Origin of the sequence: Paenibacillus sp. LS1 (assembly GCF_026013365.1) — a bacterium.
Taxonomy (GTDB): Bacteria; Bacillota; Bacilli; order Paenibacillales; family Paenibacillaceae; genus Paenibacillus.
Window position 1 is genome coordinate 208853 of sequence record NZ_JAPDOE010000011.1, and the last position, 18295, is coordinate 227147.

The following is an 18295-nucleotide window of genomic DNA, read 5'->3' on the forward strand; positions in this document are numbered from 1 at the left end:
ATCTCCTTAGTTGTTGGTCAGTAGTTAGACGAACGACTAGGAAGAAAGTTGCACCATAATAAGGAAATGGAGGATGGGAAAGAACCTGCATACTGGCGCTATTTCCAATCGTCTTGCTCTTTTGATACAGTATCTGTAGAACATAACGGAGAGCATATCAATTTATGAGACAATGTTTTCATGAATGGGTAATGGAGAACCATGCGCCATATCACTCTCGGAGAGGAGTCCATCTAATGAATGTGAATGAACATGTGATCGAACAGCAGTCCCTTACCTTTGTGGGCATTAAACGAACGTTCTCTTGTGTGGATGGCGAGAATTTAAGAGAAATTCCAAAGATGTGGCAAGATGCTTTGGCGGACGGGATTGAGGAACGTTTAAACGGGTTCAATAACGGAGCGATTCCCGGTTTGGTAGGCATCTGTGTAGATCAGCGAGAGTTGCATGACAATCAAATGGAGTACTGGATTGCAACCTCCCACTCAGGTGAAGTGCCTGAAGGTTTGTTGTCAATAGAACTTCCCGCGTCCCATTGGGTTGTATTTGAAGCAGATGAACTAGAGCCGGGAGCGATACAACGGTTGTGGCACCATATTATGACAGAGTGGTTTCCTTCCACTTCATATCAGCATGCAGGGATTCCGGAACTTGAAGTGTACAGAGGTCACGGCACACCTCCCCAAGTCTGGATACCCGTCAAATTGAATTAGGAGGGCTACGATGTTATCGAATAAAGTCATTGATCATTGCCAGGAGCAAGGCTGGTGGCATGAAGATGTTCCAGCAGGATACGAAGAAGCATTACGGAAGCTAGAGATCGATCTTCAGTCAGATTTTGCACAATTTTATTTACATGCAGAGGATGGACCGACTTTTTACAGTAGACATCAGGAATTGTATCAGATCTGCTGGTTTATGGAGAACACCGTATATCTGGAAGACATGAATGTGGCACAGCTCACATTGGGACTCCCCGAGGCGTACATTCCACTGGACAGTTTTGAAGGTGAAGGTGGATTTTTCTACAACCGGCAGACGGGAGAAGTGGTGTTGGTAGAACTGGGCGAGTCCATCGAACGGTTTCTCAATGGCGAGAGTAAGCCGCAGTGGCTCAATTTCAGTGCTTTTCTGGAGTGGTATTTCGTCCTGGAGGAGGAGACGGTGCAATGAAAGATCTGACACCGGAACATGCCGAACTGGAGCGACAAATTATTGAAACGGTAGAAGCCGGTAATGTGCTGGATGAGACGCAGCAACATGAACAAGCACTTATCTATTATGATCAGGCATGGGGCATGTTGCCCGAGCCGAAGATGGATTGGGAGATTGCAAGCTGGATCGCATCCTGCCACGCGAATGCACATATCGATCTAAAGCAATATGAACTGGCGAAGCCGTGGGCTGAGATATCATTGCAAACGCGGAGTTCGGATAGAAGTACCAGTCCGTTAATCGATTTGGGCATGGTGTGCATGAGGCTTGAACAGCACGACGAGGCATATTCGTATCTGCATCAGGCGTATGAATTCGGCAAAGAGCGTGCATTTCAGGGAAGCCCAAGGGACGTGTTGAGTTATTACAAGGAAGAGCGGGCTAAGCGAAATTAGAGTGATTCAGACCATACCATGAAACGAAAAGGGTACCCCCGTTGGCCAATCATTGACCATAGGTGTACCCTTTCGAGTTGAATATTCGTTTATTACCGGGATGTTCTGCTTAAATCTAATCCGAAATGTTACGCGTATAATATTCAATAATATCCTTACGACGGATAATACCGAGGAAGACACGATCGACATCTACCACGGGCACAAAATTTTGGTCTGCTGCAAGTGTCAGCATATCCTCCATTTCAGCCTCAATGTATACACATTCATTATATACCCGATTGTTAATTTCATGGACTTGAACCTGATCCATCGTATCAAAAGTCAATCCGGGTGTATTTCGCATTTTCCATAACAAATCGCCTTCGGACAGGGTAGCAACATATTTTCCATCCTGGTCAATCACGGGAATGGCGGTGTAGTGCTGCGATTCCAGTTGCTCAATAGCATCTTTCATGGAAGCGGTAGACTTGATATAGGCCACTTCGGCTTTGGGGAGTAAAAAATAGCTGATTTCCATCATCGGGCTCCTTTTCAGCCTTTTGCATAGCAAAAAAGCTTTAGTATGTAATCTCACTCTTCTTATTTAAACATATTATGTGAGCTTTCGGCTATTTTTAATGATAAATTCGTCAGATTTGTTTCATTGTTTAAATGGCTCTGGAAATCTATAGTGTATATTAGAGGTGATGTAACCATGAAATCCAAACGTAAATTAATGTACGGACTGCTGCCCATCTTATTTGCAGGTGGAATCGGAATGTATCTATACATGCAGAATAACAAAGAAGCAGAGGCCAAACCCCAGACCACCGTGAATCAGTACATAGAGCATCTGCAGAAAAAAGAGTTTGACCAGCTGTATACCTTGATGACGCCTGCTTCGCTGCAAGACTCGGGCATGAACAAGGAACAATTTGTCGAAAAATACAATGTGATCTATTCGGGTATGGAAGTATTCACCGTCAAGGCGGAGGTTAAGCCTGTGGATGTTGCTGAAACGGCGTCTGATGACGGTAAGACAGCTGCAGAGAATAAAGACGCGGATACGTATGAAGTGGACTATGACCTGCAACTGACAACCTTTTTGGGAGAAGTTAGTGAGACACATACACTGAAACTGGTCCGGCAGGAGCTTGAGGATGGGAGCAAAAACTGGCAAATTAACTGGCAGCCTTCGTTGATCCTGACTGACATGATTAAGGGCAACAAGGTACGAGTTAGAACACTGTTCCCGGATCGTGGAAACATTGTGGATCGCGATGGCTTGCCGCTGGCTACCAGGGGCACGATGAATGAATGGGGCATTGTGCCTGAGAAACTTGGTGATAACCCCGATCAGATGATTGCTCGAATCGCGAGCCATTATCAGGTTTCGGAAGATGCCATTCACAAGGCACTTGCGCAGACATGGGTGAAGCCGGAATATTTTGTCCCGATTGCTTCCACGGAGGAGTTTGACGTACCAGCGTCTTTAAGCGGGGTTACGCTTCAAAGCAAGGAAATCCGTTATTATCCACTCGGTGAGGCAGCTGCTCATCTGATTGGTTATGTGCGGAAAGCCACCAAAGAAGATCTGGATAAGGATACGGAAGGGTATTATCGCGCAGAGGATTGGATCGGCAAATCAGGCTTGGAGCAGTCCATGGAGAAACAGCTGCGCGGTGAACGTGGCGGTCTGATTGAAATCACCGATGAAGCCGGCAACTCCCGCTCCGAGCTTATTCGTAAGGACGCTGTAGACGGACAGGATGTGCAACTGACGATTAGCTCCAAGCAACAAAAGCAATTGTATCAGACATTATCCAGCGGAGGAGACGCCGGTGCGATGGTTCTGATGAATCCGACGGACGGCAACCTGCTGGCGTTGGTCAGTGCGCCTTCCTATAACCCGAACAAGATGGTTACAGGACTTTCGCAGGCAGAGTGGGATGCGTACTCGGCAAATGAGAAGCTTCCTTTTATCAACAGAGTTACTACCCGATATGCACCGGGATCAACCTTCAAAGCGATCACAGCCGCAGCGGGACTAATGGAGAAGGTGACCACAGCGGAGAAAACACATGATATTTCTGGCTTGCAATGGCGCAAAGACGATAGTTGGGGCGGTTATTATGTCAAGCGTGTGAAGAGTTTATCTCCGGTGAATATGGTCGATGCACTGGTGTACTCGGACAATATTTACTTTGCCATGGAAGCGATCGAGATGGGCAGCGCCAAGTTTATTGATGGAATCCAGAAGTTTGGTTTTGGCGATAACTTTGGACTGGATGAATTGTATTTGAAGCCGAGCCAATATGCCAACGAAGCGAATCTGGATCTGTCGTCCGAGGTGTTACTTGCTGATACATCCTACGGGCAAGGGGAAATGTTGATGTCCCCGATTCATCTGGCGTCGTCATTTACACCTTTTATTAATGAAGGAAAACTGGTGAAACCTGTTCTGATCGAGGGAAAAGAAAGCATTGACCCTGAGGTGATTATTACTCCAGAAGCTGCAAATACGGTTAAGGATGCATTGGGAGAAGTTGTTTCCCGTCAGGGAGGCACTGCTCATACCTTGAATTCAATACCTGGAGGACTCGCGGGTAAGACGGGAACAGCGGAGTTGAAAGCGAAAAAGGGAGAGAAGGGGCAAGAGAACGGGTTTTTCGTGGTGTTTGATACCGACTCTCCGACCTTCCTGTTATCAGCTGTAATTGAAGAGGTGAACGGCCGGGGCGGAAGCCATTATGTCGTGGATAAATTAAAACCTTTTTTGGGAAAGTTGGAGATTGCGCAGTAACTCTGATTTAATATATAGCCTCGCAAGCATAATAAAAAGACCCGGTCTCCATGTTATGGTTCTCACATGTGACCGGGCCTTTTTTTGTTTCATTTTATTCAATATGGAATCATATATTTCCGAGCAGTAACCATGAAGCGTGCCGAGTTCGTACGAATGCCCTTCTCGTCGTGATTTTCTTTCACAAACTGCTGGAATCGCTCAAAGTCAGTGTCTACCTTTCCAAAATCAGGAATGATGGGTGCATGGGTTAGGAGAAACATCAAATCTTCGGGTGTAACGTAATGCTCCACTACATTATATTCACGGGCCTGAATGTCCTGGAAACCTGCCTTTTGAAGTTCATGCTTGTATCGTTCCATCAATGTGCCAGGTTGAATGCCAAGACTTTGTCCACGGCCAAAAGCTTCTGAAATGTTGGATTTATCATGTTCACTGACCTGCTGGGTTAGAAATATCCCATCTTCAGCAAGAACCCTGAATACTTCTGAAGCAGAGAAACCGGAGTGTCTGGAGGATACTATATTAAAGAAGGAATCTGGAAATACGAGTTTGTTTGCATCCATATGCAGAAAGCGTACATTGGGATGAGTGCCCGCAACCTGAAGATTATGCTGTGCGGTTTCAATCATTCCTTGAGCGAGATCAATTCCCACCAGTAACAAGGCTTCTTCCGCAATGGACAGAATGGCTTCTCCACCACCCGTCCCAATATCCAACAACAGGTCGGACGAGCACGTATGGCGAACAACTTCCTCATAGAAGTTCCATCCGATGTTCTCCGAGACAACATTCAGGGAGCTGAAGTTCCAGCCATTCGTCCGGCCTGCGCGTTCATAAAAGTCAGCGTAATCTATTTTGTTTTTCATTTTTATTTTCCTCCAATGTGAGTTTGTTTGAACAGGACAAGAGAGTTGTGCGAAATCGTTCTAGTGTAAGATGTCGAATGTGATCAAATGGACAGACGTGTCCCTTGATAGCTGGTACGCGTTTTGACCCAGCCCGACGACTATTTACTTCGAATCATTCGGAGCAACATCCGTGTCACCTCACAAGTTGGAATATTACTAATTATATTCAATTGACAGCGTATACGCGAGGTGTTATTTTGAGGTGGAATCTATTCTATGAGTTCGAGGTGATCCATGGTGGCTGTTCGTGCTAAGCAGATTTTTGTCAATTTACCTGTTCGAGATTTGAAGAAATCCGTTGAATTTTTTACTAAGGTGGGATTTGAGTTTAACGCCAATTTTACGGACGAGTCTGCTACCTGTATGATTATCGGGGAAAACATTTACGCCATGCTTCTGGTGGAGGAACGTTTCCAATCCTTCATCTCGAAAAAAATCTCCAATGCCGCCGATACAACTGAAGTCATCGTTGCCCTGTCTGTGGATAGTCGTGAACAGGTGGATGTAATTGTACAAGCTGCCCTCGATGCAGGCGCGAAACCATACAACGAACCGCAGGATCACGGATTCATGTATGGCTGGAGTTTTCAGGATCTGGACGATCATCTGTGGGAAGTCTCCTATATGGATCTAAGCGCTTTTCCTTTGGCGTGACAAAATAAAAATAAGTAAAACCTTCCTAGTATTATTATAGGAAGGTTTTTTTGCATCACTTCTGCATCCATTTATTATCGGAAGTATGTAATGCTAACGAACTGGGCAACATCCGGGTACGCACAGGACAGCAGGGCTGAACAGGAGGAGATACCGCGTGTCGGTATCTCCTTCTTCGTTTATGGAAAACACGCACCGAATTTATCCGGATAACATATGGTGTAATTTACCTTTTTGCTATATGATAAGTGTCGATTCATGTTGACACTAAGTATCGAAAGATGCCAAAAGCTGATGTACTAAAAAGTTAGAAGGTAAGTATACATACGTTTCTTTTTGATGGAGGGATTAGGATGTATTGTCACATATGTGGAACCAAAAGTAGTCCTGGGGATAGTATGTGCAGAAAGTGTAACACAAAACTGAAAGATGCAAGCTCCACAGAGGAACAGATCTGGGCGGAAACAGCCGTGGGTTTGGAAAAAAGAACAGGAGAAACAGCCGAATTATTATCCCGGCAGCAACAGCCTGCACCCAGACAGGGCAACACCATTCAAGGCCGTGCATTTAGTTGGATCATTCCACTGTTACTGGCAGCCGTAATGGGGGCTTTGCTAACGTTCTACTACCAGCAGGAGACGAGTATTAATGCGGAGGTGAAGTCTCTGCATCAACAGGCGGAACAAGCTGCACTAGAGGGGAAATATAAAGAAGCTCTTCAACTGCTGGACAGCGCGCTAACGAAACGGCCGAACTATGATGCACTTGTACAGGATCGCCAAATAACGGCGAAAGCGTTCAATTTGATGAATCAGTTAAATGAGGCTGCCACAAGTCTAAAAACAGGAAAACTCTCAGAAGGAGACAAATCCATTCAGGCAGTAGCGAAAGTACTGAAAGAGCGAGAAGAGCCCGTTTTCACCAAAGTGCGTGCCACATTAAGTAATAGAAAGGTTACGCTGGCTGTGCTGAAGGTGAAGAAAGAAATCGATAGTTTGACGACAGTAGAGGCTTTGGCTGAGAAGCTGGATACGATATCGAATCTGAAGGGTAAGGAAGCCGAAGCAGTAGAGAAGCAAATTGTTGATAAGCTGGCAGGGATTAGCTATAAGCAGGCTGAGCAGCAAGTCAAGACAAAGGATTTTGCAGCGGCATTGCAAACGGTCGATCAAGGGCTGTCTTATGCGCCGGAGGATGACAAACTGACAGCGTATCGTGATCGAGTGCTGAGTGAGAAGAAGAATTTCGAGAAAGCGGAAGCCGAACGGATTCAACTTGCCGAACAGCAGGCAGCAGAAGAAGATCTGAAGAATCGAACGTCGGCAGTGAGCATTGTGAATGTCGAAGCGACGCTTGATATGTATGGTGACCTGTATATTAGCGGTTCAATCATAAACAATGCAACTCGGCCGATCTCTTCCGTCACCATTATGGTCGATATATATGGTACAGACGGCACTTATCTCGGTCAAACTTATGTGGATGTGTATCCAAGCTGGCTTGAAGTGGGTGAAGAAGGATTTTTTGAGACGTATTATTATGGTGTATACCAAGAAGCAGAAGTATCTGTTGTGAATGCAACGTGGTATCTGGAATAGGAGGACAGGTCGGAATGGGCAAACGAATATGGAGCACCATTATATCCAGTGCAATCATTATAGGAGCCGGAGCAGGAGGCGTGTTCTGGATTCACAGTTATACAGCAGATCAGTTGCAGGCTGAACCGAGATTGGCAGTTGTTAATGCGAAAGAAACAGAAACCGCGGCATCCAAAACGTCCTCCAAGACAGCCGTGAAGAAATCACGTAAACAGATTATTGAGGAGAGTCAGAAAAAAGTGGTTACGATCGAGAGTAGCAGCGGGCTAGGCTCCGGGTTTCTCTATAATGATCAGGGAGATGTTGTAACCAATGCTCATGTGGTAGAAGGTTCGGAGGAAGTGACGATACGTACTCTGAATCATGAGGAATACAAAGGAACCGTAATTGGAATCGGGGAAGAAACAGATATTGCTGTTGTTCGAGTACCTGATCTGAAAAAGTTGAAACCGCTGGCTATCGCCAAATCTAAAGCCGAGACTGGAGATGAAATCCTGGCTCTTGGGAGCCCGCTGGGATTAGAGAACACGGTAACTACAGGCATTATCAGCGGTGTTGGACGCAGCTTCGAAATTGCGCCTTACATTTACAGCAATCTGTATCAGATCTCGGCGCCGATTACCCATGGCAACAGTGGCGGACCACTAATCAACGCAGAGACGGGCGAAGTACTTGGTATTAACTCAGCCGTTGTGGAGCAGGAGGGTGGGATCGGGTTCAGTATCCCAATCACTACCGTGCTGAAGCAAGTGCAAGCCTGGTCCATGAAACCATCCAGCACAACGGCGGTTCAGACGGCTGGTGGTAATGGATCGGGATCGACCTCTGCTTCAGCGAAAGCAGAATGGGTGGTGACCGAGTTTTACAACAGTCTGAATCTAGGTGACTATGTTACAGCTTATGCTTTGCTCGGAAGTGAATGGCAGAGTGGCACAAGTTATGCCAAATTTCGTGAGGGTTACCTGAATACCAGTTATGTGACGATTGGAGAGGTCTCCTCTATAGACAAGGGCAATGACGGGATGGAAGTGACTGCAGTGATTACAGCCGATGAACGCAGGGATGGCGAATATGTAACCACGAAGTATAAGGTTACATATCAGGTTGCTTCTGAGAATGGCCAATTGAAAATACTGCATGGTAAAGGTAAGAAAATAACATAATCAAAAAAGGAGAGTTGGCTGATGTGCCACTCTCCTTTTTTTGATTGCTTATATTCAATGCATCTGTTAAAATACAGAACGAATGTTCAGTATGCATGGGACGGAGTGAAACGAATGAATATGAATAAAAAGCAACTTCAAACCGAGCAGACCAAGAAGAAACTTGCGGATGCTTCCAAAGCCCTTTTTGTACAAAAAGGTTATAAAGCAACGTCCATTGAGGATATTGTAGCTGCGACGGGCAGCAGCAAGGGCAATATATATTACCATTTCAAAAGTAAGGAAGGCCTGTTCCTTTATCTAATCGATGAGTGGGATCGGGAGTGGGAAGCGAGTTGGGCTGCCAAAGAACATCTCTATCGCACCTCTACGGAGAAGATCTACGGCTTAGCGGAACAATTGATATTGGATGACATGAATCACCCTTTGACGAAAGCAGCCGATGAGTTCTTCACAGGGGAAAAGAAAGAAAATGATATTGAGGAGCGGATCTCCTTAATGTTTGAGCGGCATCTTCAATTTAATAAACAAATGATAGAACAAGGAATTGAGAGCGGTGAGTTCAAAGCAGACAATGTAGATAACCTCGCGCTCATATTGGAGAGTACCATTATTGGTCTTAGCCAGATGTCACGAGGGATGGATCCGGATCAGGCTCTTGCGCTATATCGTCAGGCCGCCAGTGTATTCTTGCACGGGATTGCAAAAGATAAAGCTTAAGCAACATTTTGACAACTACGGAGGATGGAATCATGGCATTACTAACACGGAACAGGGGCGCACTGCTGCTGTTAATGTTTAATATTTTTCTCGTTTTTACAGGTATTGGTCTGGTTGTACCGATTATGCCTGCGTATATGGATCTACTGCATATTACCGGATTCACGGTTGGATTGCTGGTAGCAGCATTCTCCTTCACACAGTTCCTGTTCTCCCCGCTTGCGGGTCGATGGTCGGATACGTGGGGACGTAAGAAAATTATCGTTGGCGGCATGCTGATCTTTGCCGTATCCGAGTTTATGTTTGGTGCGGTCAATGCACCAGTGCTGCTCTTCGCAGCCCGGATGCTGGGTGGTATTGGAGCAGCGATGATCTTCCCGGCGGTTATGGCATATACCGCGGATATTACGACAGAGGAAGAACGCGGTAAAGGTATGGGGTTGATTAATGCAGCGATTACAACCGGATTTATCATCGGTCCGGGAATTGGCGGGTACATTGCGGACTTCGGCATTCGAATTCCGTTCTACGCCGCAGGGGTTGCCGGTTTGCTGGCATCCATCATTACATTGATAATTTTGCCGGAATCTGCACGAAGCACAGGAGAACAAAGTAAACCTGTCGCTGGCGCAGCGGGGGTCAAAGCTCCGGGTATGGTATCCCAATTGCTGAATTCGTACCGTGAACCGTACTTTTTCAGCTTGATTATCGTGTTTGTTATGGCATTTGGTCTGGCGAACTATGAGACGGTATTTTCACTGTTTGTGGATCACAAGTTTGGTTTTACGACAAAAGACATTGCATTCATTATTACATTTGGTTCCATTGCGGGTGCGGTTGTGCAAGTATCCCTGATCGGTTGGTTGCTCAACCGGTTTGGTGAAAAGATGGTTATTTCGGTCTGTCTGTTGTTTGTAGCGGTATTTGTACTGTTAACCTTGTTCGTGCATACGTACTGGCTCATTCTTGTCGTTACGTTTATCGTCTTTCTGGGTATGGATATTTTGCGTCCGGCAATCAGTACGCAGATGTCCAAACTGGCACAAGAGCAACAGGGCTTTGTGGCCGGACTGAACTCGGCGTATACCAGTTTGGGGAATATCGCAGGTCCAATCGTAGCTGGAGCATTGTTCGATGTGAATATTAACTATCCTTACGTTTCGGCAGCTGCCGTTCTGGCGATCTGTTTCCTGTTATCCCTACGGGTACTTAGAGGGGCCAAAGCGGTAAAGCAACCGAAGGCTGAAATGTAATTTCATTTTGGAAATGAAGTACATTAACACAAAAAACAGTCGATCACACCTAACGTGTGGTCGACTGTTTTTTATTATCATATTAAAGGATTACGGTATTAACGGATTTCTCCATTCGTTTCAATCAATTTTTGATACCAGTGGAAGCTCTGTTTGCGGATACGTCTCAATTCCTTAATATCGAATTCCTCACGATCCACATAGATGAAGCCATAACGTTTGCTTGATCCCTGATGTGTGCTAACCAGATCGATCGCAGACCAAGGGCAGAAGCCAAATACATCCACGCCGTCCGTAATCGCCAGTTGAATCTGTTCGATATGTTTATTGAAGAATTCAATACGATATGGATCGTTAACCACGTCGCCTTCCTCGAGTTTATCAAATGCCCCCAGACCATTTTCCGTAACGATCAATGGCAGATGATAACGAGAGTAGATCTGGCGCAGGGTAGAGCGGAAGCCCACCGGATCAATTTCCCAGCCAAACTCCGTTTTTTGCAGATTGGGATTCACAGATCCTCTATATGCACCCGGTTCACCTACGATTTCATGCTGATCTCCTGTATGGGAGAAGTCATTACCATCGTTCAGACTTTCACCAACCGTTTGGGAAGTATAGTAGTTAAACGCGATAAAGTCAGGGTTTCCTTGCGCCAGGATATCCATATCTCCGTCTTCAATGACAGGTGTATATCCTTTCTCTTCGAGATAACTCCAGGCAATATGATTATAACGTCCATATACCGCCATATCGAGATAGAGCCAGTTGCGAATGGCAGCATAGTTATCAGCCGCGAGTGTGTCTTCGGGTTTGGAACTCGCTGGGTAGATTACACCGATGTTGGGCGCTGGACCAATTTTGGCTTCAGGCAGCATTTCATGACATAGGACCATGGCTTTAGCTTGAGCAACCAGCATGTGGTGATTTTGCTGATACAGTGTTTTTTGCGGATCAACAAGTGTTGTATCCAGTGTACCCAGAGAGCCAGGATGCAGGATCAGCATATTTTGTTCGTTGATGGTCAGCCAATATTTGACCCGATCTCCGTAGTTCTCATAAAGGGTTTTGGCATATTGTTCAAAGGCATCAATCGTCGCACGGTTGGACCAGCCGCCTTTTTCTTCAAGCGCATAAGGAAGATCGAAGTGATACATCGTCACAATGGGTTCAATACCGTATTTAATTAGCTCATTAATGAGGGAATCGTAAAAGGCGAGCCCCTTCGGATTCACTTCACCTGCTCCTTGCGGATAGATACGTGTCCATGCGATGGAGAAACGGTAGGCTTTGAAGCCCATTTCGGCCAGCAATGCCACATCTTCTTTGTACATATGATAATGATCACTGGTTACCTTGAAGTCGGTTACGCCTTCCACATGATTGCCCATGTCGATGACAGAAGGGCCTTTACCATCTTCATTCCAAGCTCCCTCAATCTGATAGGCAGAGGTTGAACCTCCCCAGAAAAAATTTTTAGGAAATGGTTTCAGTTGAGTATGTTTCATAGTTAGTTCCTCCTAAATTGAATTCGTATAAGATAAGTTGGGTCAGACAACGAGAGTCAGCAGGACATCATTTTTCTGTACCTGTTCCTGAGTTGTTTCGAACACATCCACTTCTTGTTGCGTTAGAGTCACAATGACAGGTGTTACGGTTTCGTATCCGGCTTCCTTGATCTTATCGATGTCAAACTGGATCAACAGATCGCCCTGTCTGACGATATCACCTTCTTGAACGACAGGAGAGAAGTGTTTTCCCTTTAGCGCTACTGTATTGATGCCGATATGAATCAGGATTTCTGTTCCTGCGTTGGTTGTTAATCCAATGGCATGTCCAGTTGGGAAGAGGGAAGTGACTACACCATCTACGGGAGCGACAACTTCACCAATCTCAGGGACAATCGCCAAACCTTTGCCCATAGCACCAGTCGAAAAGGCTGGGTCGTTAATGGTGCTTAGTGCTACGGCCGTACCTGTGAGTGGGCTATAAATTTGTTCTTTCTTGATTTCCGTTGTTTTGGTCCCAGGTACGACAGGAAGTTCTGCTGGCGTACTTTCAATTGACGTGTTGGAGACAGATTCATTGGTCGCGGAAACTGTGTCTTTGGTTTTGCTTTCATAACCGAACATCACGGTTAATACGGCAGCTACCGCAAAGGAGCAGGCAATCGCAATCACGTAGACAACCGTTGGTGTATAGACAGGAATGGCAAATATATTGTGGAACACATAAGCAGTCATTTTAACACCAAAGTGACCATTAATCGCACCGCCGATCGCACCTGCGATGACCACGATAGGAATCACACGTTTATAACGCAGGATCAGACCGTATACGATTGGTTCAGTTACTCCTGCAAGTAAACCGGTAAGGCTGGTCGAGCCAGCAAGGGTTCGCAGGGTTTTATTCTTTTTGGCTTTCAGGAAAATACCGAAGGCTACACCGATTTGTGCAAATACGGCTGCAGCAGCCATGGCTTCAATCGGATCGCCGCCAACCCCGATATTTTGTATCGTGATTGGAGTGAAGCCCCAGTGGAGTCCAAAGACAACCATGAAGGTCATGAAACCACCCAGTACAACCCCTGATAATATACCGCTGACCCCAATGAGCCAAGTTACGCCGGAGGAGATCCAGTCACCTACCGTGGTGCCGAATGGTCCAAAGGCCATTGCGGACAGCGGAACCATAATCATCAAAGCAATCATTGGTACAAGGAACAATTGCAGGTCTTTCAAAATGATTTTTTTGAGTAACTTATCAAGAACTGCGTAGATGCTAATCGATATGAAGATTGGGAATACGCTGGCTGAATAATTCATCATGACAACCGGTATACCCAGGAACGATACATCTGAGCCCTTATCCATCAGCCCGGTGAAGCTCGGTTCCATCAGAGCGGCACCAATTACGCCAGCTACATACGGATTGGCTTTCAGCTTCATACCCAGTGTGATCCCAAGGAAGATGGGCAAGAAATAAAATACAGCGTTGCCGGCAGCAGACAAAATCAGGTATGTGTCACTTGTATCCGACATCCATCCGAGCATGGTCAGGACAGTCAGCAAAGCTTTTAGCATACCTGATCCTGCCATAGCCGGGATTAACGGCGAGAAACTTCCGGATATAATTTCAAAAACTTTGGATAATAGCGAGGTTTTTTCCCCTGTAGACTCAGCCGATGAGGAGGAATCTCCTCCAAAATCCCGGTTTTTCATAATCTCCGCATATACATGAGCCACGTTACTACCGATGACCACCTGGAACTGGCCGCCGCTTTCGACAACGGTAATAATACCATCGTGTTTTTCAAGCGTTTCGCGTTCGGCCTTTTTCGAATCTTTCAGGTCGAATCTCAGCCGGGTTGCACAGTGGACAAGACCGTTGATATTGGCTTCTCCGCCGACGAGACGAACGATGTCATCCCCCATTTTTTTATGATCCATGTTCATTCTCCTTTGTTGTTAAGATTGCCTGAAAACAAAAAAATACCTAAACGAATGGCTATGATCATCGGAAAGATGACCTGTTGCCAATCATTTAGGTATCGCCTGCTTGAGCAGTAACAATCCTTGTCGTTAAGTTGTGAGACCTACTATATATGACGCCGAAATCGTTTGCAAGCTTTTTTTATTCTGTGTCGAGTAGCTCGTTACGGGAAGTGACACGTTGAATATGGATCGTCAAATACACCTTTTCATCAATGGACATGGCACTTTCAAACTTGCCTTCAAGGTACTGATTGATCCGCTGTGTGCACTCAAAAGCGTTGCTATATTTGTCCTTCACCTGCTCATACAGAAAGTTGTCTCCTGAAGCAAATTGCTCCTGTTCATTACTCAACATTCTCTGGACAAAGTATTGCAGATGGGTAATAAACCGGGAATAATTAAATGAATTTTCATCCAGTGCGATATGGTAATGATTGGTCACAATGTTGAAGATATCATCAATAACTTCGGTAATTTCAACGGTTTGCTTCATGCCCTGAGCATCTTGACGAGCGTTTACAAAATGCATCGCAATAAAGCTGGCCTCATGTTCATCCATTTGGATGCCGAATTGTTCCTGGATCAGCTCTACAGCGTTCATGCCAATCCCAAATTCCTTCTTGTAAAATTTCTTGATCTGCCACAACAGGGAGTTCTTCAATCCGACGGATTTACGGTACCGGGTAATGGCAAACTGAATATGATCGATCAATGATATATAGATATTATCACTAAAAATATCGCCCATTTCCTGTTTGGCATGGCCCACAATTTCGTCTGCTAACTTCAAATATTCGACCGATGTTTCCCCAATCAGATCAATTAATTTTTGCGGTATTTTATCCGATTTCAGCACAAAGGTTTTTTCGATTTTATCCTCATCCACAGGCTGTCCGTTTTTCTTTTTGAAGCCAAGACCGTTGCCAATGACAACAAATTCGTGACCAACCTGGTTCTCAGCCCGGATGACATTGTTGTTAAAAATCTGACGGATGATCATATATGTGTTTCACCTCAATTGGTCGTAATAATAACAAAAAAACCCAAACTAAGGCTTCATAGACAGCCTTGGTTTGGGTATCGCCTGCTTACCAGTAACAATCCCGAAGAAAACGCAGCTTCTTCTTTCAATTATGTCCACTATACCGCTTTCATAACAGAATAACAATACAATGATTTATGGAAATAGACGTAAAGACGTGGATTTTTGGTATAATAAGAATTGCTGGAAGTGAATTAGATGGGCTGGGTCGCATAATAAGTTACCGAGGACGGTCATTTTTAAGCATATACAGGATTATTGGAGTGATAACATGAGCAAAGCAAAAGGAAAAGGCGGCACCGGCCGTGGTACTGGCAAAAAAGGCTGGAACCGTTGGCAAGCAGCTGCTAACCGGGCGAAAAGTACCCCGAAGCCTTATAAAAGTAAAGGTACGAAGAAGAAGGACGATACCGAAACTTCAAGTGGCAAGCCCGAGTAAGTGTGGCTTGACGATGCCAGAGGAGAGAGCTGCCTGACTATCGGGTGGGTCTCTTTTTGTATAAAAAGATAAAAATTAAATTGACAGTATTGTAGATATGGTAATAATATAGAGCTTACGCAAAATAGATGGTAGTGCTACTATTTAGAGAAAGGAGCATCAGCATGCCTGTTAATATGGATGAAAATCCACTTGGATTAATTTTGTCACGGACATATCTGGCATACAAAAAAACAACAACCAGAAATCTGAGTGAACAGGATATTACACCGGAACAATTTGCCGTTCTGAATGAATTGAGCAAGGCGGGAAGTCATATATCGCAGAAGAAGCTGGCTGAATTAACCGTTCGGGACCAGACAACGGTAGGCAAAATTATAGACAAGTTAATTCGCAAAGGTCTGGTGACGAGAGAAGAAGATCCACAGGACCGTAGAGCGGTTTTGCTTTGTTTGACGGCAGAAGGATTGGAAATGAATAACGTTCTGACACCAAAGGCCAAACAGCAAGAGCAAGAGGCACTCGCCGAATGTTCTTCTGAAGAGCTTGAAGCATTCATGAATGTGATGAATCGGATCTATGAAAAGATGAAATAAATTTTTTTGGTCTAATATGTGCATGTGCATATATATGTAGTGCAATTATTTTGATTTTAACTAATGGGAGTCGTGAACGAATGAAAAGCTTCAAAGAATTTTTAAAAGTACCACAGACAAAAATAGGTTTGGTTTTTGCATTGATTGTTCCATTGTTATTTGTTGTGATCTGGATGACGGGTTATCATCAGGCCACGGAGAGAGTAGATCAACTTCAAGTTGCTTTGGTGAACGAAGATGGGACACAGGGGACAGAGGTGCAGAAGCAGATTGAAACGCTCGCGCCTTTCCATGTTGATGTGCTGGATTCTGCCAAGGAAGCCAAGCAACAGATGAATGCAGGTAATTATGCGATGGTTATTGTGATTCCGGAAGGGTTTGCTGACCAGATTGGCGGCGGTACAGACGCGAGCTTGTCCTTTTATATCAATCAGGGAAATGCCGATGTAGCGAAATCGATTGTGGAACATGCTGCGACCGGAATGACTGCACAAATGGGACAAGGGATTCTGGAATCCAAGGTTCAAGTGACACTCAATAACGATAGCATTAACAATGAAGATTTAAGTGAAGCCATTGGACAAGCGATGGCGAAGATGAATGAAGGGCCTGTGAAGGCTGAAATTAATAAAACGAACAGTGTCAGTGATTTTGCAACATCGATGCTGCCCATGATTCTGGGTTTTATCACCTACATTGCTTCGATGACCATGAACATTCAGTTTAATATTACGTCAAATATCATGAAGCGTAACCATTCCAAATGGGAAATCTTCTGGGGACGGCAATTGCTGTTATTGTGTATAGCAGTGATCGTTCCCCTAATTGTGGATACAGTAGCTCTTCAATTCACGGATGTTGCGAGTTCCTTTGGTGCATTGTATCTGTATCATGTATTGGTGAGTCTGGCTTGTATCTGTTTCACACAAATGAGTTTTGCCCTGTTTGGCAATGCAGGTCCTCTATTTAATGTAGCGATGGTTCCGCTTCAGTTAATGACAGCAGGAAATATCATTCCAGCCGAGATGCTGGCGCCCTTCTACCGTTATATTGGAAACTTTCTGCCCGCTTCCAATGGGGTACAAGGATTTATGCGTTTGATCTATAGTGGCGAAGCTGTGGGTGGATACATCGTTCATCTTCTGTTGATCTCGGTGATAACGTGGGGAATTACGTTGCTGAGAGTTGGTATGCAAAAAGCAGGTAATGGACAAACAACGATGACGCCTCCAGCATCAGTACAGACTCAGCATTAACAGTTTCCTTCTATATATAATGTGATAACACAAAAAGTGATGTGCGTGTAGTTATACGCGTGCATCACTTTTTTGTTTATCTTCTATAATACTTCTACTTATACTCGTGGTAACTTTCAGTGCACCCCTGTAATCTTGCATGACGTTGATATATGGATAAGCTTAATTGAGTATATTAATGAAGCTGAAATATATCAGAGGAGAATTAGTTCTCATAATTCTAAAAAGAATTAGACATGTATTACGTTGTATGGATGGAAAGAATGTCATTAAGGCAATAATATACTTTACAACTGAGATAGAGGAGAGCAACACAGTAAAGGTGATCAATTTGCATCAAAAGAATTTACTAAATTAAGTGTTGTAATTAATATCTATACGTGATATATTATTAATCCGGCCAAGAAAACACGGTTTACACGGTGCGGCAAGCGAATGAAATAAGCTTCGAAAGAAACTCAAAAAAAAGCTTGCAAAGTTGGTTCGGACATGATAATATATAAGAGTTGCTGAAGAGAACAACGTTCGGTAACAAAACAAGTTTGATCTTTGAAAACTGAACAACGAGTGAGTAACGATCTTGCTTGCAAGATCGACGCTGAGAAATGGGTACAAGTCTTCGGACTGTATAATTTCGAAGCAAAAAATGAGATTTTTAATCTCGTCAGATTCAAAATGAGCTTATCGCTCTTTTTAAATACTGAGATGATTTTCATAGCGTTTAACCGCGCCACTGAAATTCATCTTTATTGGAGAGTTTGATCCTGGCTCAGG

Annotated in this window: 17 protein-coding genes; 12 read left to right on the forward strand and 5 right to left on the reverse strand. The window is 44.6% G+C overall.

Features of this window, described 5'->3' with window-relative positions; translation table 11 throughout:
* The first annotated feature begins 236 nt into the window (after positions 1-236).
* Genes OM416_RS26525 through OM416_RS26535 form a run of 3 tightly spaced genes read left to right on the forward strand, consistent with a single transcriptional unit; the run spans position 237 to position 1610 of the window.
* A complete protein-coding gene (locus OM416_RS26525; RefSeq protein ID WP_264934463.1) occupies positions 237-713 on the forward strand; it encodes a GyrI-like domain-containing protein in 477 nt (158 codons plus the stop codon).
* Between the two features lie 10 nt (positions 714-723).
* Positions 724-1173, forward strand: a complete 450-nt coding sequence (locus tag OM416_RS26530) for a hypothetical protein (protein ID WP_264934465.1) — start codon at positions 724-726, stop codon at positions 1171-1173.
* The gene (locus tag OM416_RS26535; RefSeq protein WP_264934467.1) at positions 1170-1610 is read left to right on the forward strand and encodes a hypothetical protein; all 441 of its coding nucleotides are present in this window, start codon (positions 1170-1172) and stop codon (positions 1608-1610) included. The genes OM416_RS26530 and OM416_RS26535 overlap by 4 nt, the downstream gene beginning before the upstream one ends.
* Positions 1611-1725: 115 nt before the next feature.
* On the opposite strand, the gene OM416_RS26540 is transcribed toward OM416_RS26535, so the two are convergent.
* Positions 1726-2130 carry a CBS domain-containing protein gene (locus OM416_RS26540; RefSeq protein ID WP_062836321.1) on the reverse strand — a complete coding sequence of 135 codons (405 nt, stop codon included), beginning with the start codon at positions 2128-2130 and terminating at the stop codon, positions 1726-1728.
* A 177-nt stretch (positions 2131-2307) separates the two neighbouring features.
* On the opposite strand from OM416_RS26540, the gene OM416_RS26545 reads away from it, so the two are divergent.
* On the forward strand, positions 2308-4395 hold the full coding sequence (locus tag OM416_RS26545) for a penicillin-binding transpeptidase domain-containing protein (RefSeq protein WP_264934469.1): 2088 nt from the start codon (positions 2308-2310) through the stop codon (positions 4393-4395).
* A gap of 98 nt (positions 4396-4493) precedes the next feature.
* On the opposite strand, the gene OM416_RS26550 is transcribed toward OM416_RS26545, so the two are convergent.
* Entirely contained in the window at positions 4494-5264 is a 771-nt protein-coding gene (locus OM416_RS26550; protein WP_264934471.1) for a class I SAM-dependent methyltransferase, read from the reverse strand.
* A 279-nt stretch (positions 5265-5543) separates the two neighbouring features.
* Here OM416_RS26550 and OM416_RS26555 point away from each other — a divergent pair, with 279 nt between their 5' ends.
* The 5 genes from OM416_RS26555 to OM416_RS26575 all read left to right on the forward strand — a co-directional run bounded on the left by OM416_RS26555 (position 5544) and on the right by OM416_RS26575 (position 10694).
* Positions 5544-5960, forward strand: a complete 417-nt coding sequence (locus tag OM416_RS26555) for a VOC family protein (RefSeq protein ID WP_264934500.1) — start codon at positions 5544-5546, stop codon at positions 5958-5960.
* A 353-nt stretch (positions 5961-6313) separates the two neighbouring features.
* On the forward strand, positions 6314-7558 hold the full coding sequence (locus tag OM416_RS26560; RefSeq protein WP_264934473.1) for an FxLYD domain-containing protein: 1245 nt from the start codon (positions 6314-6316) through the stop codon (positions 7556-7558).
* A 14-nt stretch (positions 7559-7572) separates the two neighbouring features.
* Positions 7573-8721, forward strand: coding sequence for a S1C family serine protease (locus OM416_RS26565; RefSeq protein ID WP_264934475.1), 1149 nt, complete (start codon positions 7573-7575; stop codon positions 8719-8721).
* 120 nt (positions 8722-8841) lie between these two features.
* Positions 8842-9441 (forward strand): TetR/AcrR family transcriptional regulator, encoded by a 600-nt coding sequence (locus OM416_RS26570; protein WP_264934502.1) that lies wholly within the window; start codon positions 8842-8844, stop codon positions 9439-9441.
* A 32-nt stretch (positions 9442-9473) separates the two neighbouring features.
* The gene (locus tag OM416_RS26575) at positions 9474-10694 is read left to right on the forward strand and encodes an MFS transporter (protein ID WP_264934477.1); all 1221 of its coding nucleotides are present in this window, start codon (positions 9474-9476) and stop codon (positions 10692-10694) included.
* Positions 10695-10792: 98 nt separating this feature from the next.
* Here the strand turns inward: OM416_RS26575 and OM416_RS26580 are convergent, their stop codons facing one another.
* From OM416_RS26580 to licT, 3 genes are all read right to left on the reverse strand, one after another.
* Complete coding sequence (locus OM416_RS26580) at positions 10793-12202, reverse strand: glycoside hydrolase family 1 protein (protein WP_264934479.1); 1410 nt, start codon at positions 12200-12202, stop codon at positions 10793-10795.
* A 42-nt stretch (positions 12203-12244) separates the two neighbouring features.
* Complete coding sequence (locus tag OM416_RS26585) at positions 12245-14143, reverse strand: beta-glucoside-specific PTS transporter subunit IIABC (RefSeq protein ID WP_264934481.1); 1899 nt, start codon at positions 14141-14143, stop codon at positions 12245-12247.
* Between the two features lie 184 nt (positions 14144-14327).
* Positions 14328-15188: a BglG family transcription antiterminator LicT gene (gene licT, locus OM416_RS26590; protein WP_264934483.1), complete on the reverse strand. Its 861-nt coding sequence runs from the start codon at positions 15186-15188 to the stop codon at positions 14328-14330.
* Between the two features lie 313 nt (positions 15189-15501).
* Here licT and OM416_RS26595 point away from each other — a divergent pair, with 313 nt between their 5' ends.
* From OM416_RS26595 to OM416_RS26605, 3 genes are all read left to right on the forward strand, one after another.
* The gene (locus tag OM416_RS26595) at positions 15502-15669 is read left to right on the forward strand and encodes a DUF3934 family protein (RefSeq protein WP_076333364.1); all 168 of its coding nucleotides are present in this window, start codon (positions 15502-15504) and stop codon (positions 15667-15669) included.
* A gap of 164 nt (positions 15670-15833) precedes the next feature.
* Positions 15834-16265: a MarR family winged helix-turn-helix transcriptional regulator gene (locus OM416_RS26600; RefSeq protein ID WP_264934488.1), complete on the forward strand. Its 432-nt coding sequence runs from the start codon at positions 15834-15836 to the stop codon at positions 16263-16265.
* An 80-nt stretch (positions 16266-16345) separates the two neighbouring features.
* The gene (locus tag OM416_RS26605) at positions 16346-17521 is read left to right on the forward strand and encodes a YhgE/Pip domain-containing protein (protein ID WP_264934490.1); all 1176 of its coding nucleotides are present in this window, start codon (positions 16346-16348) and stop codon (positions 17519-17521) included.
* Positions 17522-18295: the final 774 nt, after the last annotated feature.

Bases quoted from the DNA above. Each gene is read 5' to 3' on its own strand.
- OM416_RS26585 (WP_264934481.1), bottom strand. From the start codon at position 14,143: ATGGATCATAAAAAAATGGGGGATGACATCGTTCGTCTCGTCGGCGGA.
- OM416_RS26545 (WP_264934469.1), top strand. From the start codon at position 2,308: ATGAAATCCAAACGTAAATTAATGTACGGACTGCTGCCCATCTTATTT.
- OM416_RS26540 (WP_062836321.1), bottom strand. From the start codon at position 2,130: ATGGAAATCAGCTATTTTTTACTCCCCAAAGCCGAAGTGGCCTATATC.
- OM416_RS26605 (WP_264934490.1), top strand. From the start codon at position 16,346: ATGAAAAGCTTCAAAGAATTTTTAAAAGTACCACAGACAAAAATAGGT.
- OM416_RS26525 (WP_264934463.1), top strand. From the start codon at position 237: ATGAATGTGAATGAACATGTGATCGAACAGCAGTCCCTTACCTTTGTG.
- OM416_RS26565 (WP_264934475.1), top strand. From the start codon at position 7,573: ATGGGCAAACGAATATGGAGCACCATTATATCCAGTGCAATCATTATA.
- OM416_RS26600 (WP_264934488.1), top strand. From the start codon at position 15,834: ATGCCTGTTAATATGGATGAAAATCCACTTGGATTAATTTTGTCACGG.
- OM416_RS26550 (WP_264934471.1), bottom strand. From the start codon at position 5,264: ATGAAAAACAAAATAGATTACGCTGACTTTTATGAACGCGCAGGCCGG.
- licT (WP_264934483.1), bottom strand. From the start codon at position 15,188: ATGATCATCCGTCAGATTTTTAACAACAATGTCATCCGGGCTGAGAAC.
- OM416_RS26530 (WP_264934465.1), top strand. From the start codon at position 724: ATGTTATCGAATAAAGTCATTGATCATTGCCAGGAGCAAGGCTGGTGG.
- OM416_RS26595 (WP_076333364.1), top strand. From the start codon at position 15,502: ATGAGCAAAGCAAAAGGAAAAGGCGGCACCGGCCGTGGTACTGGCAAA.
- OM416_RS26580 (WP_264934479.1), bottom strand. From the start codon at position 12,202: ATGAAACATACTCAACTGAAACCATTTCCTAAAAATTTTTTCTGGGGA.
- OM416_RS26535 (WP_264934467.1), top strand. From the start codon at position 1,170: ATGAAAGATCTGACACCGGAACATGCCGAACTGGAGCGACAAATTATT.
- OM416_RS26575 (WP_264934477.1), top strand. From the start codon at position 9,474: ATGGCATTACTAACACGGAACAGGGGCGCACTGCTGCTGTTAATGTTT.
- OM416_RS26570 (WP_264934502.1), top strand. From the start codon at position 8,842: ATGAATAAAAAGCAACTTCAAACCGAGCAGACCAAGAAGAAACTTGCG.
- OM416_RS26560 (WP_264934473.1), top strand. From the start codon at position 6,314: ATGTATTGTCACATATGTGGAACCAAAAGTAGTCCTGGGGATAGTATG.